Annotated in this window: 22 protein-coding genes and 1 pseudogene; 8 read left to right on the forward strand and 15 right to left on the reverse strand. The window is 72.7% G+C overall.

What is annotated here, in order from left to right; genetic code table 11:
• Positions 1-20: 20 nt before the first annotated feature.
• Together JM949_RS01385 and JM949_RS01390 are read right to left on the reverse strand one after the other, a co-directional pair.
• The gene (locus JM949_RS01385) at positions 21-275 is read right to left on the reverse strand and encodes a glutaredoxin family protein (RefSeq protein ID WP_030329740.1); all 255 of its coding nucleotides are present in this window, start codon (positions 273-275) and stop codon (positions 21-23) included.
• On the reverse strand, positions 265-1,893 hold the full coding sequence (locus JM949_RS01390; RefSeq protein WP_203146636.1) for an AMP-binding protein: 1,629 nt from the start codon (positions 1,891-1,893) through the stop codon (positions 265-267). Before JM949_RS01390 ends, JM949_RS01385 begins: the two co-directional genes overlap by 11 nt.
• A gap of 588 nt (positions 1,894-2,481) precedes the next feature.
• Here JM949_RS01390 and JM949_RS01395 point away from each other — a divergent pair.
• The 3 genes and pseudogenes from JM949_RS01395 (at position 2,482) to JM949_RS01405 (ending at position 5,490) form a co-directional block, all read left to right on the forward strand.
• Positions 2,482-3,435: an ECF subfamily RNA polymerase sigma factor, BldN family gene (locus JM949_RS01395; RefSeq protein WP_203146637.1), complete on the forward strand. Its 954-nt coding sequence runs from the start codon at positions 2,482-2,484 to the stop codon at positions 3,433-3,435.
• A 188-nt stretch (positions 3,436-3,623) separates the two neighbouring features.
• A pseudogene (locus JM949_RS01400) lies at positions 3,624-4,492 on the forward strand (DUF5667 domain-containing protein).
• Between the two features lie 128 nt (positions 4,493-4,620).
• Positions 4,621-5,490, forward strand: a complete 870-nt coding sequence (locus JM949_RS01405) for an HAD family hydrolase (protein ID WP_203146638.1) — start codon at positions 4,621-4,623, stop codon at positions 5,488-5,490.
• Between the two features lie 3 nt (positions 5,491-5,493).
• On the opposite strand, the gene JM949_RS01410 is transcribed toward JM949_RS01405, so the two are convergent.
• From JM949_RS01410 to JM949_RS01450, 9 genes are all read right to left on the reverse strand, one after another.
• On the reverse strand, positions 5,494-6,531 hold the full coding sequence (locus JM949_RS01410) for a lysophospholipid acyltransferase family protein (protein ID WP_238432379.1): 1,038 nt from the start codon (positions 6,529-6,531) through the stop codon (positions 5,494-5,496).
• Between the two features lie 58 nt (positions 6,532-6,589).
• Positions 6,590-7,663 carry an NAD-dependent epimerase/dehydratase family protein gene (locus JM949_RS01415; protein WP_203146639.1) on the reverse strand — a complete coding sequence of 358 codons (1,074 nt, stop codon included), beginning with the start codon at positions 7,661-7,663 and terminating at the stop codon, positions 6,590-6,592.
• A gap of 122 nt (positions 7,664-7,785) precedes the next feature.
• Complete coding sequence (locus tag JM949_RS01420) at positions 7,786-7,887, reverse strand: 30S ribosomal protein bS22 (RefSeq protein WP_007465623.1); 102 nt, start codon at positions 7,885-7,887, stop codon at positions 7,786-7,788.
• A gap of 214 nt (positions 7,888-8,101) precedes the next feature.
• Positions 8,102-8,311, reverse strand: a complete 210-nt coding sequence (locus tag JM949_RS01425) for a helix-turn-helix domain-containing protein (RefSeq protein WP_007465625.1) — start codon at positions 8,309-8,311, stop codon at positions 8,102-8,104.
• Between the two features lie 214 nt (positions 8,312-8,525).
• Entirely contained in the window at positions 8,526-9,710 is a 1,185-nt protein-coding gene (locus JM949_RS01430; RefSeq protein ID WP_203146640.1) for an ABC transporter permease, read from the reverse strand.
• Positions 9,707-10,612, reverse strand: coding sequence for an ABC transporter ATP-binding protein (locus JM949_RS01435; protein WP_203146641.1), 906 nt, complete (start codon positions 10,610-10,612; stop codon positions 9,707-9,709). The genes JM949_RS01430 and JM949_RS01435 overlap by 4 nt, the downstream gene beginning before the upstream one ends.
• Entirely contained in the window at positions 10,609-11,994 is a 1,386-nt protein-coding gene (locus JM949_RS01440; protein ID WP_203146642.1) for an efflux RND transporter periplasmic adaptor subunit, read from the reverse strand. The genes JM949_RS01435 and JM949_RS01440 overlap by 4 nt, the downstream gene beginning before the upstream one ends.
• A gap of 42 nt (positions 11,995-12,036) precedes the next feature.
• Positions 12,037-13,326, reverse strand: a complete 1,290-nt coding sequence (locus tag JM949_RS01445; RefSeq protein WP_203146643.1) for a hypothetical protein — start codon at positions 13,324-13,326, stop codon at positions 12,037-12,039.
• Between the two features lie 114 nt (positions 13,327-13,440).
• Positions 13,441-14,361 carry a proline dehydrogenase family protein gene (locus tag JM949_RS01450; protein WP_203146644.1) on the reverse strand — a complete coding sequence of 307 codons (921 nt, stop codon included), beginning with the start codon at positions 14,359-14,361 and terminating at the stop codon, positions 13,441-13,443.
• An 85-nt stretch (positions 14,362-14,446) separates the two neighbouring features.
• Between JM949_RS01450 and JM949_RS01455 the strand changes: the two genes are divergently transcribed.
• From JM949_RS01455 to JM949_RS01465, 3 genes are read left to right on the forward strand one after another with little or no spacing between them, the layout of a single operon-like run.
• Entirely contained in the window at positions 14,447-14,725 is a 279-nt protein-coding gene (locus JM949_RS01455) for a hypothetical protein (RefSeq protein WP_309231949.1), read from the forward strand.
• A gap of 1 nt (position 14,726) precedes the next feature.
• Positions 14,727-15,893 (forward strand): glutathionylspermidine synthase family protein, encoded by a 1,167-nt coding sequence (locus JM949_RS01460; protein ID WP_203146645.1) that lies wholly within the window; start codon positions 14,727-14,729, stop codon positions 15,891-15,893.
• Between the two features lie 19 nt (positions 15,894-15,912).
• Positions 15,913-16,500, forward strand: coding sequence for a CGNR zinc finger domain-containing protein (locus tag JM949_RS01465; protein WP_203146646.1), 588 nt, complete (start codon positions 15,913-15,915; stop codon positions 16,498-16,500).
• 29 nt (positions 16,501-16,529) lie between these two features.
• On the opposite strand, the gene JM949_RS01470 is transcribed toward JM949_RS01465, so the two are convergent.
• Positions 16,530-17,336 carry a sugar phosphate isomerase/epimerase family protein gene (locus tag JM949_RS01470; protein WP_203146647.1) on the reverse strand — a complete coding sequence of 269 codons (807 nt, stop codon included), beginning with the start codon at positions 17,334-17,336 and terminating at the stop codon, positions 16,530-16,532.
• A gap of 75 nt (positions 17,337-17,411) precedes the next feature.
• Positions 17,412-18,356, reverse strand: coding sequence for a Ppx/GppA phosphatase family protein (locus JM949_RS01475; RefSeq protein ID WP_203146648.1), 945 nt, complete (start codon positions 18,354-18,356; stop codon positions 17,412-17,414).
• A gap of 80 nt (positions 18,357-18,436) precedes the next feature.
• Here JM949_RS01475 and JM949_RS01480 point away from each other — a divergent pair, with 80 nt between their 5' ends.
• The gene (locus JM949_RS01480) at positions 18,437-19,234 is read left to right on the forward strand and encodes a hypothetical protein (RefSeq protein ID WP_203146687.1); all 798 of its coding nucleotides are present in this window, start codon (positions 18,437-18,439) and stop codon (positions 19,232-19,234) included.
• Positions 19,235-19,477: 243 nt separating this feature from the next.
• On the opposite strand, the gene JM949_RS01485 is transcribed toward JM949_RS01480, so the two are convergent.
• Together JM949_RS01485 and JM949_RS01490 are read right to left on the reverse strand one after the other, a co-directional pair.
• Positions 19,478-20,161: a response regulator transcription factor gene (locus tag JM949_RS01485; protein WP_203146649.1), complete on the reverse strand. Its 684-nt coding sequence runs from the start codon at positions 20,159-20,161 to the stop codon at positions 19,478-19,480.
• 24 nt (positions 20,162-20,185) lie between these two features.
• Complete coding sequence (locus JM949_RS01490) at positions 20,186-21,469, reverse strand: sensor histidine kinase (protein WP_203146650.1); 1,284 nt, start codon at positions 21,467-21,469, stop codon at positions 20,186-20,188.
• Between the two features lie 204 nt (positions 21,470-21,673).
• Here JM949_RS01490 and phoU point away from each other — a divergent pair, with 204 nt between their 5' ends.
• Positions 21,674-22,327, forward strand: a complete 654-nt coding sequence (gene phoU / locus JM949_RS01495; protein WP_203146651.1) for a phosphate signaling complex protein PhoU — start codon at positions 21,674-21,676, stop codon at positions 22,325-22,327.
• The last annotated feature ends 39 nt before the right edge of the window (positions 22,328-22,366 follow it).

Here is a 22,366-nt window from a genome sequence, read left to right on the forward strand (position 1 = left end):
CAGAGCACCCTAGGCATCGCTCACAGCTGCGGTGTGGTCAGGTCCCGCAGCAGCCGGTCCTCCTCGACCCGCCAGTAGCCGTGCTCCTTGCCGTCGAGCATCACCACCGGCAGCCGGTCCCCGTACTCGCGTTCCAACCCCTCGTCGCCGGTGACGTCCCACTCGACCCACTTGTCGCCGGTGACCGCGACCACCCGGTCGAGCGCCGCCTTGGCGTCGTCGCAGAGGTGGCAGCCGGGGCGGGTGATCAGGGCGAGCCGGGCGTCAGTGGCCATCGGTTACCTCCGTGCGGGTGTCGGCGTCTGCGGGCGGGCCGGCTGGGGTCGCCGACCGGAGCTGGGTCTTGCGTACCTTGCCGATCGCCGAGTGCGGCAGGGCGTCGACGAACTCGACGGCGGTCGGGCGCTTGAACCGGGCCAGGTTCCGTGCGCAGTGGGCGAGCAACTCCTCGCTGGTCACCGGTCGCCCCGCCGCCGGCACCACGTACGCCCGGACAGTCTCGCCGGTCCGCGGGTGCGGCACACCCAGTACCGCCGACTCGGCCACCCCGGGGTGCCCGCTGAGCACCAGCTCGACCTCGTGCGGATAGACGTTGAACCCGTTGACCAGGATCAACTCGCCGAGCCGGTCGACCAGGAAGAGGTCGCCGTCGGCGTCGGCGTACGCGATGTCGCCGGTGCCCCACCAGCCGTCGGCGTCCGGGCCGCCCCGACCGTCGGGCCAGTAACCGGCGAAGAGGTTGGGCCCGCGCACGACGATCTGCCCCGGGTCGGTGCCCGGCGCGACGTCGGAGATGTCCAGCTCGTCCGGGTCGTCGTCGGGCACCGCCAACCCGTCGCGCCACAGGTCCGCCCCGTCGGCGCCGACCAGGCGTAGCCGCACACCGGGCAGCGGCCGGCCGATCGAGCCTGGCTTGGCCACGCCGCCGACCAGTGTCGAGGTGAGCACCGGCGCGGTCTCGGTGAGGCCGTACCCGATGTGCACCCGGTGGCCGGTGGCCTCGGTGAAGCGCGCCGCGACCGCGGGTTCGAGCGGCGCAGCGCCGCAGACCGCCACCCGCACCGACCCGGTCGCCGCGCGGGCCGTGGCCGCGTCGGCCCAGGCCAGGAACATCGACGGTACGCCGACCAGCACGGTGACCCGGTGCCGGGCGATTTCGTCCAGCCCCGCCGCCTGGCCCGGCTCGTCGAGCAGCACGCCGGTCGCGCCGTGGTGCACGACCGCGCCGAGCCCCGAGTTGAGCCCGTACGCGTGGAACAGCGGCAACGCGAGCAGCACAGTGTCCGCCGGCCCGACCACCGGCGGCGCGATCCGCTCGACCTGTTCGTGGTTGGCCAGCAGCGCCCGGTGCGACAGCATCGCCCCCTTGGGCAGACCCTCGGTGCCCGAGGTGTAGAGCAGTACCGCGAGGTCGTCGCCGCCTCGGCCCGGACGGGGTGCCGGCCCGGGCGCCTCGGCGGTCGGCGGCGCGTCGTACCCGGCGGTGAGCGCGGGCAGCTCGGCGGCCAGGTCGGCGACCAGCCCGCGCACCCGTTCGGTGGCGACGAGCACCGACGCGCCGGAGTCGGCAAGCACGTGCCGCAGCTCCGGAGCGCTGAGGCCGGGGTTGACCGGCACGGCGACCAGCCCGGCGCGGAGGGCGCCGAGCCAGGCGATCACGAAGTCGGGTGTGTTGGGCAGTGCGATCGCGACGCGGGGCGGGACACCGCAGGGGTCGGCGGGCGGCGCGGCGGCGGACAGACCGCGTGCGGCGGCGTCCACCGCGGCGTCCAGTTCGGACCAGCTGAGCGTCTGGTCGCGCCAGTGCAGCGCGGCCCGGTCGGCGCGCTGGAGAGCCGCCCGGCGGACCCGGTCGGCGAGGTTCGGCGCGGGGTCTGCCGAGAAGTCCTGCACGGTGATCGAGTCTGGCACAGCGGACGGCGCCGGGCCACGCCCGACGGTCGTCCGGGCGGGCCGGAGGCGGGCCGCCCCGGTAGTCCCATGCACGGGACTGCCCCGTGTGCCACCGGCGATCCGATCAGGTCCTGTCGATGGGACGTGCGCCGCCTCTCCCGGGTGGTTCGGCCGGGCCCGCCGGACCACCCGACCGGGCCGGCGGTCCGAATGGGCGACCCGCCCGCGACCAGGGGATCCATCCTGGATCACCGGGTCGACGGAAAGTCAATCGCACACGACGGACAACCGGTCCGCCGCCGGTGCGGCGGAGCGGGAAATACTTCCGCCTTGTGTAACGGACTTGCCACGCGCGGGTGACGTTGGCCCTATCATCACTCGGGTCGGGTCACCCCATTTGCCGTGAGTCGACACCCCTCAGCCCGAGGAGGCCCCCGTGCCTGTGAGCGCATTGGACCAGCACCTCCAGGGGAATTGCCGTCCTTCGGCAACCCCCGCGACCGTCCTGCCCGACCGGAAGCCCGGTCGGTCCGCCCCAACAAGACACAGACCGGCCCGCCCGGCGGTCGACGGGACGGAGGCAACACGGTGACCACCTTCGGTTACGCGGAACGCCCGCTCGGCCTGACCGGCCAACCGGCACGCGCCCACGTCAACGAGCGTCCAGCGGCCCGCGCCCCACTGGACGACCAGCACGGCACCGTCGTGCGGGGTGACGGCGCGGCGCATCGGATCCGCAGCCGGCCACACCACAACGAGCCGCCGCCGCGGCCCGCCCTGCCCGGCGGAAACGCCAAGCCGGGCGGCGGCCGGGTGGCCGTGCCCCGACCGGCCATGCCGGTGCAGGGTCGGCGGGTCAGCGACACGCCGGCGGTGACCACCGACCCGGCGGCGGGTGAGACAGCGGTGATTCCGGCGGTGCCGGCAACCGCCGCCACCACCCCGACCGGCTTCCCGAGCCGCCCGGACCCGTCCGATCCGGCCACCGAGGTCTGGACGCTCATCGAGCGCGCCCAGGCCGGCGAGTCCGAGGCGTTCGGTCTGATCTACGACAGGTACGTGGACACCGTCTTCCGGTTCGTCTACTTCCGGGTCGGCAACCGCCAACTCGCCGAGGACCTCACCTCGGACACCTTCCTGCGCGCGCTCAAGCGGATCGGCAGCTTCACCTGGCAGGGCCGCGACCTCGGCGCCTGGCTGGTGACGATCGCCCGCAACCTGGTCGCGGACCACTTCAAGTCGGGCCGGTACCGGCTGGAGGTCACCACCGGCGACGTGCTCGACGCCGACCGGGAGGACCGGGGCCCGGAGGGCAGCCCGGAGGCGGCGGTGGTGGAGCACATCACGAACGTCGCGCTGCTCACCGCCGTGAAGCAGCTCAACCCGGAGCAGCAGGAGTGCATAGTGCTCCGCTTCCTCCAGGGCTTCTCGGTCGCCGAGACCGCCCGCGCCATGGGCAAGAACGAGGGCGCCATCAAGGCCCTCCAGTACCGCGCCGTCCGCGCCCTGGCCCGGCTCCTGCCCGACGGCTTCCAGCCGTAGCTTGTTACGGCGGGACCGACGGGCGTCCTTTGGCGTCCGGGCAGCTCAGGGCCGGTCCCGCCCGGTGACGGCGATCACTTTCCGTAATTTCGGCTCCGCCCGGCCCGTAACCCGTGCCCGGTCCGCCGCGTTTCTCCGGGTGCGACCGGTGGTTTCCCGGCCGTGACCAGCGAGAGGAGGTGCCCGCGGTGGACAACACCCTCTTCTCCCGCCGGCGCGCGGAGCGCTTCGCGCAGCTTCTCGACGAGGCCAACGGCGCTCGGCGACACCATGTGCGCTCCCGGGTGGACGGACAACTCGCGCCACTCGTCGCCGTGGGCCAGCGACTCAGCGTCGACCCGCCGGCCGTCGAGGTGAACCCGGACTTCCGCACCGGCCTACGGGCGATGCTGCTCGCGACGGCCGAACGGGAAGGGCTGGGCAGCGCACCGGCAGCGGCCAGCGAACCGACCACCACGACCGCCCGTGGGCGGCTGCTGCCGGCGGTCACCGCCCGACGGCCCGGGCCGGGGCGGCGATCGTGGTCGGCATCGCCGTTGGTGCCATCGCCGTCTCGGGGATCTCGGCCGCCAGCGAGAACGCGGTGCCCGGCGACGCGCTGTACGGCATGAAGCGCTCGACCGAACGGGCACAACTCGCACTGGCCAGCTCGGACATCAGCCGCGGCCAGCTCTTCCTGGACTTCGCCCGGACCAGGCTCGACGAAGCCGCCAAACTGCGCGGTGACCGGGTCGGTTACAGCGCCGTCCTCGACGACATGGACGCCGACACCCGGCAGGGTGTTCGGCTGCTCGCCTCCGCCGCGGTGCAGCAGGCCGAGCCAGGCAGCCTGGACACGTTGAACGCCTTCGTGTCGAGCCAGCGCCGGGCGGTGAGCGGTCTGCTCGACGGGAGCACCCGCGTCGAACGGGAACGGACCCAGCGGTCACTGCTGCTGCTGGAGAGCATCCGACACCGGTCGGACACCCTGCGCGCGGCGATCGCCTGCGGCCTGCCGGCACCGACCGCCAGCGACGCCCTCGGCCCGGACCCGGGCACCTGCCCCGGCGCTCGCTGACTGCGCTACCCCTATACCGCACGACCGACCGGCTGCGGCACAGTTCACGCTGTGCCCGGCCGGTCGACCGGATCCGGCGGCTACCCTCGCGAGGAGGCAGTCGTCGTACCGGTGAGGAAGGGAATCCCGTGGCGCGTAGCCGCAAGGTGACGGTCAGCACCGACGCCGAAGGGCACACCGCCGGCTGGGCGGAGACCGACCTGGCCCCGGTCAGCGCACCCGATCCGACCGCTGCGGCCTTCTTCGACGTGGACAACACGATGATGCAGGGTGCGTCGATCTACTGGTTCGCCCGAGGCCTCGCCTCCCGCAACTACTTCACCAGTGCCGACCTGGCCCGGTTCGCCTGGCAGCAGCTCCGCTTCCGGCTGCTGGCCCGGGAACACGCCGGGGACATGTCAGTGGCCAAGGAGGCCGCGCTGGCCTTCGTCAAGGGCTGGCGGGTCGACGAGGTGGAACGCCTCACCGAAGAGATCTTCGACGAGATGATGGCCCCCCGGATCTGGGCCGGCACCCACCAGCTCGCCCAGCGTCACCTGGCCGCCGGTCAACGGGTCTGGCTGGTCAGCGCCGCCCCGGTGGAGATCGGCCGGGTGATCGCCGCCCGGCTGGGGCTGACCGGCGCGATCGGCACGGTGGCCGAGGTGTGCGACGGGGCGTACACCGGGCGGTTGGTGGGTGACCTGATGCACGGGCCGGCCAAGGCCGAGGCGGTGACCCAGCTCGCCGCCGTGGAAGGGCTGGACCTGAGCCGCTGCGCCGCCTACAGCGACTCGGCCAACGACCTGCCGCTGCTCTCCACCGTGGGCAGGGCGGTGGCCGTCAACCCGGACGGCACGCTGCTGCGGCAGGCCCGCCAGCACCGCTGGGAGGTACGCGACTTCCGCACCGGCCGGCGGGCCGCCCGGATCGCCGTACCGTCGACGGCGGCAGCCGGCCTGGTCGTCGGCGCGGTCACCGCCGGCCTGGCGCTTCAGCGCCGCCGCCGCGCCGGCTGACGCTCAGGGGCCGAACGGGTCGGGCCGTCGTTCCAGCAGCGTGTGCAGGGTCTGCTGAATGGTCTCCCGGACCTGGTCGGCGAGGTTGAAGACGACCAACGGGTCGTCCGCCGAGTCGGTCAGGTGGGCGGTGGGGATCGGCGGGCAGAACTCGATGAGCCACTTGCTGGGCAGCGGCACCATGCCCAGTGGGCCGAGCCACGGGAACGTCGGCGTGACCGGGAAGTAGGGCAGCTTGAGCAGCCGGGCCAGCGGCTTGATGTCGGCGAGCATCGGGTAGATCTCCTCGCCGCCGACGATGGCGACCGGCACGATCGGGGTGCCGGTGCGCAGCGCCGCCGAGACGAACCCGCCCCGCCCGAACCGCTGGAGTTTGTACCGGTCGGCGTAGAGCTTGCCGATGCCCTTGAAGCCCTCCGGAAACACCCCGACCAGATCGCCGCCGCCGAGCAGCCGCTCGGCGTCCGGGTTGCAGGCCACCGTGCCGCCGGTCTTCCGGGCCAGCTCGGAGACCACCGGCATCCGGAAGACCAGGTCGGCGCCGAGCAGCCGTAGGTAACGGTGTGCGGGGTGCTTGTCGTGCAGCGCCGCCGAGAGAATCAAGGCGTCCAGCGCCACCGTCCCGGAGTGGTTGCCGACCACCAGGGCGGGCCCGTCGACGGGCACGTGCTCCACCCCACTGACCTCGGTGCGGAACCAGTCCCGGTAGAGCACCCGCAGCAGGGGATGGAAGACCGCGTCGGTCAGCTCCGGGTCGAAGCCGAACTCGTCGACCTCGTAGTCCCCGGAGAGCCGTCGGCGCAGGAAGGCCAGCCCGTTCGCGACCTTGCGGTCCCAGTGGTCCCCCGGCCGGTCCGGCACCGCCGGCCCGGTGCCACCCGACGTCGTCGCGTCGACCTGGTCGGCGGGCGTCGGTGCGGCCTGAGCGGCGGGTCGGTGTCCGTTGCGCCGCGCCGGCTCCGGGGCCGGCTCCGGCGACCGCCGGGGTACGTCGAAACGCCCGACCCCCTGCGGGTCGCGCCCCTGCCCCGGCCCGGTCATGACGGCGCCACCTCAGTTCCCGACCGCGGGGCTCGCATGACCGGCTCACTCCTCGTGCTCACGGCCGCTCCCGGACTGCGGAGCGGACCTGCCGGATGCCGTCCAGGACGAGTTGCTCGGCGGCGGCCAGCTGGTCCCGGGTGACCACCACCCCGCCGTGATGGGCGCGGATGAAGTCCTCGAACGCCTCGGCCGTGGAGCGCGGCGTGAAGCCGTACTCCTGCTCGAGCCGGCTGGTGTCGACCACCCGGCCGTGCACGAACAGATCGACCTGGTCCAGGCCGTAGCCGCCGAAGCCCATGGTGCGGGCCAGCGCGGCCGCGCCGGAGAGACCCGGCTCCAGCACCGGCACCGCCACCCGACCGGCCCGCCGGATCGCCTGGGACAGCGACAGCACCCCGGGACCGGCCACGTTGTAGGTGCCGGGATGGTCCTCCACGATCGACCGGTGCAGCACCTCCAACGCGTCGTCGAAGTGCAGGAACTGTAGCCGGGGGTCACGGCCGAAGACGGTCGGCACGAACGGTTGCGCGAAGTAGCGGGTCAACGTGGTGTCGGCGGTCGAACCGATGAACGGGGCGAAGCGCAGCACCGTCGCGGTGACGTCGGACCGACGGCGCCGGAAGCCCCGGACGTACCCCTCAAGATCGAGGATGTCGCGGCCGAAACCGCCGCGCGGCACCTCGCGGGGCTCGGTCTCCTCGGTGAAGACCGCCGGGTCCCGAAACGACACCCCGTACGCGGCGGTGGACGACCGGACCACGAGTTTGCGCAGCCGGGGTGCCCGCTGGCAGGCGGCGAGCAGCTGCATGGTGCCGATGACGTTCTGGTCCTTCATCGCGGACCGGCCACCGTGCTGCGCGTCGGGGGCGGTGACCAGCGCGAGGTGCACCACCGCGTCGACGTCCAGGTCGGCGAGGAGGCCACCGAGCGAAGCGCTGTCGACGCGGATCCGTTCGACCCGGTCCAGCAGGTCGGTGAACTCGGTGCCGGCGTCCGGCGCGTCCACCCCGATGACCCGTTCGATCCGCGGGTCGGCGGCCAGCCGGGCCGCCACGTGCGCACCCAGGTATCGACCCACCCCGGTGACGACGACAACCCCCGGGACACCTGGGGTGCCACCGGGGGTCATCTGACGCACCTACCCCGGCAGGGCGGATCGAGCCGGGACGACCACGGCCTGATCACCTGAGCCTCCGGGGGTCGACTGTTGGGCAAGTGACGCAGGATGCCGGGCACGAAGCCCGGCAGCGATCACTTGCCGAGACGGCGACGCTGGACGCGGGTCTTGCGCAGCAGCTTGCGGTGCTTCTTCTTAGCCATGCGCTTACGGCGCTTCTTGACCACCGAGCCCATACGACAGCCTTTCGATACAACGTGCGGGGCGGACCGGATGACACCACGCTGGTGGCGACGGCGACCGCTTGCGGACAACGGACCGGACCAGTCTGGGCGGCGGGGCGCACCGGTGGGGTCTCGGTCGGGCTCCAGGGTAGCCGGACAGCGTCAGCCGGACCAACGCGCCCCCGTCGATGCCGGTTAACGGGCGGTCGGAGGGCCGGTTGGTGGCTCAGGCGGTCTCCTGAAAAGCACCCCGGAGATATTCGTGCACCGCATGCTCCGGCACCCGGAATGACCGGCCGACCCGGACGGCGGTGAGCTCACCGCTGTGCACCAGGCGATAGACAGTCATCTTCGACACCCGCATGACCGTCGCCACCTCCGCGACGGTCAGGAACTTGACCTCCGACAGCCGTCCGTCGGACTGCGACCCGGCCATGGCTCACCGACCCATCCCATGCCCGGCGCGTGCCGAACCCGACGGATGCTCCGGGCCGGGCCGGCGACGCGCGTGTTACCAGTACGGTAGCGGGGCGGTTGTGACCGGCGCGATCCCTTCGTACAACTGATCATGTTTCGGTGGTCGGTTCACCCGATCCGCGCTCCCGGTATCGGCCCGCCCGCGTCGGCCGTCCGGTTGGTCCCCACGCGGCTCACTCGGTGCGCAACGCCACCACCGGGTCGAGCCGACCGGCGCGCTGCGCGGGCACCACCCCGAAGACGATCCCCACCACCGCCGACACGCCGAAGGCGAGCGCCAACGACCACCAGGTGATCGCGGCCGGGATGGGCGACAGCGCGTCGACCAGCACTGCCGTCCCCACGCCCAACGCCATCCCGGTCAGCCCACCGATCGTGGTCAGCAGCACCGCCTCCAGCAGGAACTGCACCCCGATGTCGCGGGGGCGGGCGCCGACCGCCTTGCGCAGACCGATCTCCCGGGTCCGCTCCCGGACGCTGACCAGCATGATGTTGGAGACGCCGACCCCGCCGACGAGCAACGAGATGCCGGCGATGGCGGCCAGTACGCCGGTGAGGACGCCGAGGATGTCGCCGAGGACGCCGAGGATCTGCTGCTGGGTGACCGCGCTGAACTCGGTGTCCGGGTGGCGGCGGTTCAGCTCGGCGACGATCCGCTCGCCCAACTCGTCGATCCGCTCCCGGTCCGGGGCCTTCACCGCGATGCCGTCCACCCGCTGGGTGCCCCAGAGCCGCTGCGCGGCGGTCACCGGCACGTGCACCTCGTCGTCCCGGTCGACGCCGAGGCTCTGCCCGAGCGGCGCGAAGACGCCGATCACCCGGAACCGCACGCCGGCCAACGCCACCTGCTGGCCGAGCGGGTCCCGGTCGGGGAAGAGCGCGCGGGCCACCGAGTCGCCGAGCACCGCCACCCGCCGGCTGGTGTCCACGTCGGTGCCGGTGAGGTAACGACCACGGGCCAGCGACCGGGTGAACACCGTCGGCGTCGTCTCCAGGACGCCCTGCACCGTGGTGAAGTCGGAGCGGGCACCGGCCCGCGCGGTCGCCCCGGAGGCGACGGTGACCGCCACCCGGTCGGGATCGCCGACCACCCGGGTGACGGCGTCCACGTCCTTCAGGGTCAGCGGTGAGACCACCGGCGCGTTGCCCACCTCGATCCGGCCGGGGACGACCAGCAGCAGATTCGACCCGAGGCCCTCGACCTGCTGCTCGACCTTCTGTTTGGTGCCGGTGCCGATGGCCACCAGCAGGACCACCGAAGCCACCCCGATGATCACCCCGAGCATGGTCAGCGCGCTGCGCAACCGATTGGCGCGGAGCGCGTCCAGCGCCACCCGCCACGCCTCGGCGATCCTCACGCCACGCCTTCGGGCGGCTCGGCCCCGGGCTGACCCGGGTCGGCCTCGCGCGGAAGGCGCCCGGTGGCTCCGGCGGCGCCACCGGAGCCACCGGACGGGTGCCCCGGGCCGCTTCCGGACGCGGACCGGGGCTCCGCGCTGGGAGCGGGGACCAGTGTCGCAGGTCGACCGTGATCGACGGACGGCGGTCGATCATGACTGGCGGGCGGGGCGTCGCTGTCCGCCACGACCACGCCGTCGCGCATCGTGATCCGCCGCTGGGCCCGGGCCGCGACCTCCTGGTCATGGGTGACCATCACCAACGCCACCCCGGACTCGGCGTTCAACCGCTCCAGCAGTTCCAGCACCGCCGCGCCGGTGACGCTGTCCAGGTTGCCGGTGGGTTCGTCGGCCAGCAACACCGTCGGCTCGGTGACCAGCGCGCGGGCGATAGCCACCCGCTGCTGCTCGCCGCCGGACATCTGGTTGGGCCGATGGTCCAGGCGGTGACCGAGGCCGACCCGGCCGAGCATCGCCGCCGCCCGCGCCCGGCGCTGCCGGGCCGGCACGCCCCGGTAGACCAGCGGCAGCGCCACGTTCTCCACCGCCGAGGTACGCGGCAGCAGGTGGAACGCCTGAAAGACGAAGCCGATCGTCTCGTTGCGCAGGGTGGCCAGCTCCGGTGGGGCGAGGGCGTTGACGTCCCGCCCGCCGATCACCAACCGGCCACCCGTCGGCCGGTCCAGCCCGCCGAGCAGGTGCATCAGGGTGGACTTGCCCGAGCCGGACGGGCCGACCAGGGCCACATAGTCCCCCGGTTGCACGACCAGCGTCACGCCGCGCAACGCCTCGACGGACACCCCGTCCAGCTGGTACGTCCGGGACACGTCCACCGCCTCGATCGCCGGCGGGCCACCGGTCACCGGACCTCCTGGCCGTCGCGGACCTGGTCGGCGCCGCGCACCACGATCCGGTCGCCGGGCTGCACGCCGTCGAGGATCTGCACCAGGTCGGCCCCCTGCACGCCGACGGTCACCGGCGCCCGGTCGGCCCTGCCGTCGCGGACCACCCAGACCGCGTCCCGACCGTCGGCGGAGAACACCGCCGAGGCGGGGACGGTCACCGCGTCGGCGGCCTCGCGTACCCGCAGGCGCACTATCGCGTTCATGCCCGGCCGGGGGCTCGGGGCCGGCTGGTCCTCGGCCAGCTTCCCCGCGCCGAGTGCGAGTCGTACCCGGTAGGTGACTCCGCCCTGCGCGGAGCTGGTGGGCAGCACGTCCACCGAGCGCACGGTCGCGTCGTAGCTGGCACCGGTGACGGCGTCCAGCTCGACGGTGGCGGTCACGCCGGCCTTCACCAGCAGCACGTCGGTCTCGTCCACCTCGGCGAGCAGCCCGAGCTGGCCGGTGTCCACCACGGTCAGCACCGGGGTGCCGGCGGTGACCAGGCCGCCGACCGCGACCGCGTCGTCCACCCCGGCGGGCGGCCCGCCCTGGCTGGGGGTCAGCACGGACGGGTCGAGCCCGGCCCCGCCGCCGGCCTGTTCCAGCAGCCCGGCGAGAGCGCCGGTCGAGCCGCCGCCGGCCCGGGCGCCACCCGGCTGCACCACCCCGGCGATCGGCGCGCGCAGGGTCAGCGCGTCGACTGTCGCCTTCGCCAGGTCGTACGCCTGCTGGGCCTGGAGCCGCTGCGCCGCGGAGAGCGCGCCGACGGCGGAACCGAGCCCGTTGATGCCCCGCTGCACCGCGCGGACGGCCTGGTCTGCGCTGCGCGCGGCGGCGGTGTACTGCCGCTGCGCGGAGGTCACCTGGGTCAGCAACGCGTCCCGCAGCTGCGGGTCGGCGATCTTCTCGGCGGCCTTTCGGGCGGTGTCGAACGCCTCGTCGGCAGCCTTGTCGGTGCTGCGTCGGCTGCCGGTCAGGTCACCGGTGGAGACGCCACGACCGGCGCGCTTCGCGGCGGTCAACGCCTCCCTCGCCTGCCGGAGTCGCTGCTGGGCCGTCGGCGAGGCGACCACGGCCAGCACCTGCCCCCGCCGCACCCGCTGTCCGGGTTGAACCCGCAGGCTGGCCAGGGTGCCGTCGGCGGGAGCGGTGAGGGTGGCGGCGGCCCGCGCGGTCACCGTGGCCGGCGCGTCGATCACCTCGGTCACCGGATTACGGGCGGCCGAGGCGAGCGCGAGGTCGGGGTCGTCGTCGCCGCAGGACGCGGCGGTGGTGGCGGTGAGGACGGCGACTGCGGTCAGGGCGACGAGCAGGCGGGGCCGGCTGGTGCTGCCCGGCCGAGGTGACTGAGGGCGACGCACCCATCGATGGTACGGCCCACCGTCACACCGCCCGGCGTCCCGTCAGGCGACGGTGGCGCGGATGTACGCGACGCACTCGTCGTGCAGCGTCGACCACTGCTCACCGAACGCCTTCTCGGCGGCCGCGTCGAGGCTCCGACGATCGTGCACCACGGTCTTGAAGAAGGTGAGCATCCGCAGCGGCCCGTACCTGTCGACGAGGTGGCGCACGGCCAGGTAGCCGACGCCGTAGCTGCCGGCGACCCGCTCGGCGGAGGCGTCGTCGGCGGGGTTCACGCCCTCCAACTTCCCGTCCCAACCGCCCCGGACCAGTTTGCGCACGTCGGCGATCCCCTCGTACCGGTCGATCGCCTGGCCGCCGGAGCCGGCGAACTCGGCCAGCCCTTCCACCAGCCACCAGTCGGCCTTGCCCGGGTAGCCGCGCTCCGGCAGGGAGGCCGCGTGGGTCAACTCGTGCCGAAGCAGGTCGTCGGTGCCGTTGCTGGTCAACCCTTCGGCGTTGAGCACCACCTCGTGGTGCCCGCCGCCCACTGTCACCGCGTAGCCGCCGGTCCACTCCGGACGTTCGCCGCCGTACCAGCGCTGCCACTCGGTGCGGCCGGCGTAGAAGATCCGGTAGCGGTCCGGCGGGGAACCGGTCACCGCGTACCCGTCGGCGACCTTGGCGGCGGCCTCGGCCTGGGTGAGCAGGCCGGGCAGCTTGCCGCGCAGCGCCGGGGTGGTGGCGACGATGGTCCGCGCGCCGACGGCGACCGCCAGTTCGCTGATCTCCCACGGTCGGGTGCCGGTCTCCACCGACTTGGATTCCTCCATGGCGAGCATCCGGGGCTGGTCGCCGTTCTCCCGCCACCGGGTGCCGATCAGCACCGGGCTGGGCCGGCAGTTCGGGGTGACGAAGCAGTACTGGAAGCGCACCAGGAGCCGCCACTCGCCGGGCTTACCGGTGATCGGCGCGGGCAGACCGCTCGGCTCGGCCCGCCAGCCGGTCACCTTCAGCTCGCGCAGCGCGGCGAACCGCCGGCGCAGGTCCTTGTGGGAGGCGGGATCGGCGATCGCGAGATATCCGGCGCGGTCGCCGGCGAGCAGCGCCGCGGACTGCCGGTGCAGCTGGGCGGTGATCCGGTCGGACAGCCCCCGGGCGACGGCGGTCGCCGGGTCGTCGGACGCCGAGGCACCGGCCCGACTGATCGTGGTCCGGGCGTCACCCTCCCGGATCACCTGCACCACCAGCAGCGCCGGCAGGCCACAGCCCAGCAGCAGGATGACCACCACGAACACCGTCCACAGCGGCCAGAGCCGTCGTGGTACGGGCTGCCGCACCTCGTCAGTCACCCGCCGAAGGGTACGACCAATCGGCGGCTGCGGCGAGACCGGCCCGGGCCGCCGGCCCGGTTCGGTTCGGTTCGGTCAGCGGGTCGGCGGCGACCCGCTGGCCGAACGGAGAGGCTACTTCTTGGAGAGCAGGGCGCGACCGAAGAAGACGAGGTTGGCGGGGCGCTCGGCGAGCCGGCGCATCAGGTAGCCGTACCACTCGTCGCCGTACGGGACGTAGGTGCGCACGGTGTAGCCCTCACCGGCCAGCCGAGCCTGCTCCTCGGGACGGATGCCGTAGAGCATCTGGAACTCGAAACGCTCCGGCCCCCGGTCGAACCACCGGGCCCGGTCCTCACCGATGGCGATCATCCGGGGGTCGTGGGTGGCGAGCATCGGGTAGCCGTCGCCGGACATCAGGATGTTCATGCAGCGGACGTAGGACCGGTCCACCTCGCGGGCCGACTGGTACGCCACCGACTCCGGCTCCTTGTAGGCGCCCTTGCAGAGCCGCACCCGTGACCCGGCCGAGGCCAGCTCCCGGCAGTCCGACTCGGTCCGACGCAGGTACGACTGGAGCACCGCACCGGTCGACGGGAAGTCCTTGCGCAGCCGGCTCAGCACCTCCAGCGTCGAGTCGGTGGTGGTGTGGTCCTCCATGTCCAGGGTGACGGTGGTGCCCGCCGCGTCGGCGGCCGCGCAGATCGCCCGGGCGTTGTCGTACGCCAACTGCTCGTCGAACATCTGGCCCAGGGCGGAGAGCTTCACGCTCACCTCGGCAGCCGGGGTGAGCCCCGCGGCGGCGAGCATCTTCAGCAACGTCAGGTACTCGTCGCGGGTGGCGACGGCCTGCTCGGGGGTGACGGTGTCCTCGCCGAGGTGGTCGAGGGTGACCGCGAGACCGTCGTCGACGAGCCCGCGGGTCGCGCGCAACGCGTCGTCGGTGGCGGCGCCGGCGACGAACCGGCGGACGACGTCCCGGGTGTACGGGGCAGTCGCGACGAGCCGCTCGACCTGGGATGACCGGGAGGCGGCGAGGATGACGGAACGGAGCATGAGCCGAGCGTAACGCCCCTGCCAGGGCCCCCGCCGAGGGGCGGCCGGGGCTGCGGTGCTGGCATCCATCAGCTACAACGATGCCGTGACCCAACGCCCCCGCCCCCGCCGCCGGCTCCGGTCGGCCTCCGTGCAGCTCGGCGCGCTCACCGCGCTCGCGCTCGCCCTCTCCGGCTGCAACCTGACCTCGGACGACGACGATGACGACGACTGCGCCCTCGGGCCGGTCGGCGGCGGCGGAACCGTCGCGCTGGCGATGCGGGTCTCCGACCCGGTTGCCGGCCGCGGCGCCCCGGAGCCGACCACCGCGGCCCTGCCCGAGCGCGGTGGGTTCGGCACCCACCTCGCCTCCTGCGGCGGCTGAGATGCGCCGCGAGACGGTCACCCCCCGGGACGACTGGGACGCCACCATCCGGGCCCAGGGGTTGATCTACGTCGACACCGAGCTGCCCGACGGCGGGATCACCTCGTACTGGGACGAGACCGGCGCGTACGCGTTCGAGCTGGATGAGGTGCTGCGGCTGGAGGAGGCCACCGAGGAGCTGCACCGGATGTCCGTGGCCGCCGCCGAGCACGTGGTGGCGCGCCGCCGGTACGCCGAGTTCGGCATTCCGGAGTGGGCGGCCGAGGCGGTGGCCCGGTCGCTGCGCGAGACGCCACCTACCCTCTACGGGCGCTTCGACCTGGCGTACGACGGCAGCTGGCCGCCGAAGATGCTGGAGTACAACGCGGACACCCCCACCGCGCTGGTCGAGGCGAGCATCATCCAGTGGTACTGGCTGGAGCAGACCCGACCGGACCTGGACCAGTGGAACAGCCTGCACGAGCGGCTGGTCGGCGCCTGGGCCAAGATCGGCACCGGGCTGCACGACCCCCGGGTGCACGTGCTCTGGTCGAACGAGGAGGAGTCCGGCGAGGACCAGATGACCGCCGGCTACCTCGCCGAGACCGCCCGACAGGCCGGCCTGAGCGTCACCTTGCAGCCGATCCAGGAGATCGGCTGGGACGGCCGGCGCTTCGTCGACGCCGCCGACCAGCCGGTGACCACCTGCTTCAAGCTCTATCCCTGGGAGTGGATGCTGGCCGAGCCGTACGGCCCGGCGGCGCTGGCCCCGGGCACTCCGACCACCTGGATCGAACCGGCCTGGAAGCTGCTGCTCTCCAACAAGGCGCTGCTCGCCGTCCTCTGGGAGCTGTACCCCGGCCACGAGTACCTGCTCCCGGCATACCTCGACTCGCCGCGCGACATGCCGGAGTACGTGGCGAAGCCGCTGCTGGGGCGCGAGGGCGGTTCGGTGCGCATCGTCACCGCCGCCGAGGAGATCACCAACCCGGGGAGCTACGGCGACGAGGGCTGGTGTTACCAGGAGTTCCGGGCGTTGCCGCAGTTCGCCGGCAACCGGATGGTGCTGGGCAGCTGGATCGTCGACGGTGAGTCCGCCGGGGTGGGGGTGCGGGAGAGCGCCAGTTTGATCACCGATGGCTACGCGCGGTTCCTGCCGCACTACATCGACGCGCCACGCACCCCGTAAGTCGTCTACCGTTGGGGGCGTGAACTTCGACGCGTACGCCCGGACCGGTGTTGACCTGGTCAACGCCCGCCTGGACGACCTCGACGACCTGCGTGCCCTCTTCACCGAGGACCACTCCTGGATGAGCGACGAGGTCGTGGAACGGGATGTGGCGATCTTCCGGCGGGCGCAGAAGCGACTGCGGGACGTCTTCGAGTACGGCACCTCGGGGCGGGACGCCCAGGCGGTCACCGAGCTGAACGCGCTGCTGGAGGCGTTCCCGGTGCAGCCGCGCATCTCCGGGCACGACTCCAGCGACTGGCACATGCACGTGACCAGCCGGGGCGCGTCGGTCAGCGCCGAATACCTGGCCGGCGCGGCCTGGGGGCTGTCGGTGTGGCTCTGCGAGTACGGCAGCGCCCGGTTCGGGGTCTGCGCCGACGAGCGGTGCGGCAACGTCTACCTGGACACGTCGTCCAACTGCTGCCGGCGGTTCTGCTCGGAGCGGTGCGCCACCCGCTCGCACGTGGCGGCGCACCGCGCCCGCAAGCGGGCGGCGGTCGGCGAGCAGGTGACGGTCGCCCCGCAGCCGACCGCCGGCGCCGACTCGCTCTCACCGGTCAGCTGACCCGTCACCGTCCGGCGCGGGCGGCCGGGTCAGGCGTCGACCGGGGACGACGCGGTCAGGTGCTGGCGGGCGAACTCCAGCGCGGCGCGCAGGTCCGCCTCGCGCACCGCGCGGCTCTTCGCGCCCCGGGTGGCGACCTCCACCGCCACCGCCCCGGTGAAGCCCCGGCCGGCCAGCGAGGAGAGCAGCTCCGCGCAGGGCTGGGTGCCGCGCCCGGGCACCAGGTGCTCGTCGCGGCCCTCCCCGGTGCCGTCACCGAGGTGCACGTGCGCCAGCCCGGCACCCATCCGGTCGGCCATCTCCAGGGGGTCGCTGTGCGAGGCCGCGCAGTGCGACAGATCCAGGGTGTACGACGGGTAGCCGGTGTCGGTGGGATCCCAACCCGGCACGTACGGGACGAACCGCCGGCCGGCCATCCGCACCGGGTACATGTTCTCGACCGCGAAGCGCAGGCCGGTGAACCGGTCCGCGACAGTGGCCAGGCCCTCGGCGAAGTTGCGCGCGTAGTCGCGCTGCCAGCTGAACGGCGGGTGCACCACCACGGTCGGTGCCTCCAGCGTCTCGGCCAGCTCGGCGGCCCGGCGCAGGCGCTCCCACGGGTCGGGGCTCCACACCCGCTGGGTGACCAGCAGGCAGGGCGCGTGCACGGAGAGCACCGGCACGTCGTAGTGCGCGGCGAGGCCGCGCAGGGCACCCGCGTCCTGGCTGACCACGTCGGTCCAGACCATCACCTCGACGCCGTCGTAGCCGAGCGCCGCGGCCAGTTGGAACGCCGCGGCGGTCGGCTCGGGGAAGACCGACGAGCTGGACAGGAGCACGGGAACCGGGGAAGTCACACCAGCCAGGGTAGCCCGGCAGCGCGGTAGGCATCGTGACGAGCGCCGGCGAAATGCCTGAAAACGGTCACCCGGTCAGAGCGGTTCGAGTTGGTCGAGTCGACGGAGGATGACCCCCTCCCGCAGCGCCCACGGGCAGATGTCCAGGCAGTCCAGATCCAGGCGGCGCATCGCCGCCTCGGCGACCACGGCACCGGCCAGCAACTGGTGGGCCCGGCCCGCGCCGACTCCCTCCAACTCCATCAACTGCGCCGGTGGGATGTGCCGGATAAAGCCGATGACCTGCCGCAACCCGGCTCGGGTCAGGCTGCGCCGGGCCCAGAGACCGGCACCGGACGGCGCCGCCCCGGCCAGCCGGGCCAGGGTGCGGAACGTTTTCGAGGTGGCCACCGCCCGACCCCAACCCACCTCGGTCATCTGGTCGACGACCTTGTCCAGCCGGCCGTCCACGTACTCCCGGAGTCGCTCGACGCTCTCCGCCGACGGCGGGGCCATGCTGGCCGGGTCCACCCGCAGCCGCTCCCGGGTCAGCCGGCCAGCCCCGAGCGGCAGCGAGACCGCGACGTCCGGGTCCTCGTCGATGCCGGCGGCGATCTCCAGCGAGCCGCCACCGATGTCCAGCACCAACAGTCGTCCCGCGGACCAGCCGAACCACCGCCGTACCGCCAGGAACGTCATCCGCGCCTCGTCCGCCCCGGAGAGCACCGCCAGGCGTACGCCGGTCTCGTCCCGGACCCGGGTCAGCACCTCGGCCGCGTTGGTGGCGTCGCGCACCGCGGAGGTGGCGAACGCGATCAGGTCGTCGGCGGCCAACCCGGCAGCCGCCGCCTTGGCCATGCCCACGGCCTTGACCAGGCCGTCCGCGCCGGCCTCGGTCAACGCGCCGTCGGGGCCGATCTGCTCGGCCAGCCGCAGCACCACCTTCTCCGAGTGCGCCGGCCACGGGTGGGCGCCGTGGTGCGCGTCCACCACCAGAAGGTGCACGGTGTTGGAACCGACGTCGAGGACACCCAGTCGCATGGTGAAGACCCTAGGCGCAACGCGTTTGCGCGGCTCGCCGGCCTGCGGACGACACCGCGCGTACGCTGGGCCGGGTGACGATGGAGCTCCGTGTGCTGGTGGACGATCCGGGCGACCCGCGCAGTCGCGAGGTGCCCCTGGACTTCCCTCGGGAGTGGATCGAGTTCACCGACCCGGCCGACGAGACGCACCTGATCCGGGCCGACCTGACCTGGCTGCTCTCCCGCTGGACCTGCATCTTCGGCAAGGGCTGCCACGGCATCATCGCCGGCCGGGCCGCCGACGGTTGCTGCTCGCACGGGGCGTTCTTCACCGACTCCGACGACGAGAAGCGGGTCCGCGGCGCCGTCAAGCGGCTCACCCCGTCGACCTGGCAACACTTCCGGCGCGGCTTCAAGAACTGGACCGACGAGGACACCATCGACGGCAAGAACCCGGCCCGCCGCACCGCCACCCAGGGCGTCGACGGTCCGTGCGTGTTCCTCAACGACGCCGACTTCGTCGGTGGCGGCGGTTGCGCGCTGCACGCCCAGGCGCTGCGCGACGGGGTGCACCCGCTGGAATACAAGCCGGACGTCTGCTGGCAGCTGCCGATCCGCCGGGACCAGGACTGGGTCAAGCGGCCGGACAACAGCAAGGTGCTGGTCTCCACCCTGTCCGAGTTCGACCGGCGGGGTTGGGGAGCCGGCGGGCACGACCTGGACTGGTGGTGCACCTCCTCGACGGACGCGCACGTCGGCACCGAGCCGATGTATCTGTCGTACGGGCCGGAGCTGATCGCGCTGATCGGCGTCGCCGCCTACCAGCGGCTGGCCGAGCTGTGCGCGGCCCGGACGAAGCAGGGCCTGGTCGCTCCGCACCCCGCCGACGACAGCTGACGGCCTCCCGGCTGCCCGCGGACGAGCAGCCCGGCACCTTGGTCGGGACTCCTTTGGAGCTGAGTCGTTGACGACATCGGGCGATGACCCGTCCGCGGCATCAGCTCCACAGCTGCCGCGCCACACTCCTCCAGCGCATTGCCGCGGCGGTCAGCGGTTGACGCGGGCCACGCCCGGTGGGCCCTTGACCAGTGCCGCCGAAGGGGGCCCGCGCCGAGCGCAGACCCCCTTCGGGTACGCCGATCACGGCTCGAACTTGTAGCCCAGACCCCGGACGGTCACGATGAAGCGTGGCGCGGACGGCTCCGGCTCGATCTTGGAACGCAGCCGCTTGACGTGCACGTCCAACGTCTTGGTGTCGCCGACGTAGTCGGCACCCCAGACCCGGTCGATGAGCTGGCCACGGGTCAGCACCCGGCCCGCGTTGCGCAGCAGCAGCTCCAGCAGCTCGAACTCCTTCAGCGGCAGCTGCACGGCCCCGCCGTCGACGGTCACCACGTGCCGCTCGATGTCCATCCGCACCGGCCCGGCGGCCAGCGTCGGAGCGCCCGCCTCCGCCACCTCCGGGCTCTGCCGGCGCAACACCGCCCGGATCCGGGCGACCAGTTCCCGCGGCGAGTACGGCTTGGTGACGTAGTCGTCGGCGCCGATCTCCAGCCCGACCACCTTGTCGATCTCGCTGTCCCGGGCGGTGACCATGATGATCGGCACAGCGGACCGCTGCCGGAGCTGCCGGCAGACCTCGGTCCCCGACATCTCGGGCAACATCAGGTCGAGCAGCACGATGTCAGCGCCGGTCCGGTCGAACTCGGTGAGGGCCTCGGTGCCGGTCGCGGCGACCGAAACCTCAAAGCCCTCCTTACGGAGCATGTACGACAAGGCGTCGGAGAACGACTCCTCGTCCTCGACCACCAGAACGCGGCTCAACGGGGATTTCCTTTCCATTTGCTGTCAGACCTGCCGTAGCCCAGTCGGACCGGACTCGATCCCAACCGGCGGCAGTGTCGCCAGGAGGTCATCCGGTGGACTGGCGGGCAGCCGGAGGGTGAACGTCGATCCACCACCAAGAGTGCTCGACACCTCGACCCGTCCGCCATGGTTGCTCGCGATGTGTTTCACGATCGCCAGGCCGAGCCCGGTGCCGCCGGTGGCCCGCGAGCGGGCCTGGTCGGCCCGGTAGAACCGCTCGAAGATCCGGTCGACGTCGGTGGGGGCGATGCCGATGCCCTGGTCGGTGACGGCGATCTCGACGTGCTCGTCGTCGCCCCGCAGGGTCACCCGCACCGTGGTGTCCTCGCCCGAGTAGTTGATGGCGTTCTCCACCAGATTCGCCACCGCGGTGGCGAGTTGGGAGTCGCTGCCGTACGCGGTGAGGCCGCGCTGACCGTCCACGGTCACCTCGACCCCACGGGCCGAGGCGGTGGTCCGGGTCCGGTCGACCACCTCGGCGATCACCCAGTCCAGTGCGACCGGCTCCGGTGGCGGCTGCGGCTCGGCCCCCTGCAACCGGGTCAGCTCCAGCAACTCCTGCACCAGCCGGCCCAGCCGGGTCGACTCGTGCTGGATCCGCTCGGCGAACCGGCGGGCGGCCACCAGGTCCTCGGAGAGGTCGGGCGCTGCCACCCCGGCCGGCTCGGTCGCGTCCAGCAACGCCTCGGCGAGCAGTTGGAGCGCCCCGATTGGGGTCTTCAGCTCGTGGCTGACGTTGGCCACGAAGTCCCGTCGCACCCGGGTCAGCCGGTGCGATTCGGTCACGTCGACCGCCTCGACAGCGATGAAGCCGTTGCCGAGGCCCATCGCCCGCAGGTGCACGCCGAGCGGGTTCTCCCCCGCGCTGTCGCGGCCTCGGGGCAGGTCCAACTCGATCTCGCGCCGCACCCCGGTACGTCGCACCTGGCCGGCGAGGGTGCGGATCAGCGGGTGCGCGGCGATCGAGCCGGGAGTGCTGCCGGTACGCAGCAGCCCCATCGCGCGGGCGGCCGGGTTGATCAGCACCGGGATGTCGTCGTTGTCCAGTACCACGACACCGGCCCGGAGCGAGTCGATCGTCCGGCGACCGAGCCCGGCCTGCTGCTCGTCGGCTATCGCGGGCCTCCCCCTGCTCCAGCGGGAGCGCACGCTCCCCGTCGACGTGGAGCGGTCAGCCCGCCTCGGCAGAAACCGGGGCAGCAGGAGACCGGCGACCATCCCGGTCACCAACGCCACGGCCACCACGACCGCCACCGCCCACTCCACCCGGCGATCGTAGGGTCATTGTTAACCTGGCTACCACACAGAACGGGACGAACTACCCGCACTTCGAGAAGTGTTCACCCCCACGTCTGGCGTCGTTCACCGTGGTTCATCCGGGATCGGTCCGCGCCCCCCTACCGTTGGCGTCACACCTGCTCAACCCCTGCGCCGGCACCCGTCGGCGGCGACCGACCACAGGACGTGATGATGCGCGACGAGTTCCGGGCCGACCTCCAGATCGTCAGCCAACTGCTGGTGGACATGGCGGAGGGCGTCCGCGCCGCCATGCGCCAGGCCACCCGGGCCCTGCTCACCGCCGACCGGCTGGCCGCCGAGACGGTCATCGAGCGGGACGCCGAGATCGACGACCTCTACCGGCACGTCGAGGAGCGGGTCTGCGACCTGCTCGCCCGACAGGCGCCGGTCGCCTCCGACCTCCGGGCGATGATCACCGCGCTGCACGTGGCCGCTGACCTGGAACGGATGGGCGACCTCGCCGAGCACGTGGCGAAGACCGCGCTGCGCCGGCACCCCTCGCCCGCCGTCCCGGCCGAGCTGCGGACGGTCTTCACCGAAATGTCCGAGATCGCCGACCGGATGGCGGTGAAGATCGGATCGGTGTTGGCGAAGCCCGACGCCGACCTCGCCGGCGAGCTGGACCGCGACGACGACGCCATGGACGAGCTGCACAAGAACCTGTTCGCGGTGCTGCTCGGCGACGACTGGCCGTACGGGGTGGAGACGGCGATCGACGCCACCCTGCTGGGCCGCTTCTACGAGCGCTTCGCCGACCACGCGGTGAACGCCGGCGAGCACGTGATCTACCTGATCACCGGGCAGAACAGCCCGACCGGCAACTGACGCGAAGAAGGGCCCCCGCAACGCGGGGGCCCTTCTTTC

The sequence above is a fragment of the Micromonospora tarensis genome, assembly GCF_016803395.1.
GTDB lineage: Bacteria > Actinomycetota > Actinomycetes > Mycobacteriales > Micromonosporaceae > Micromonospora > Micromonospora tarensis.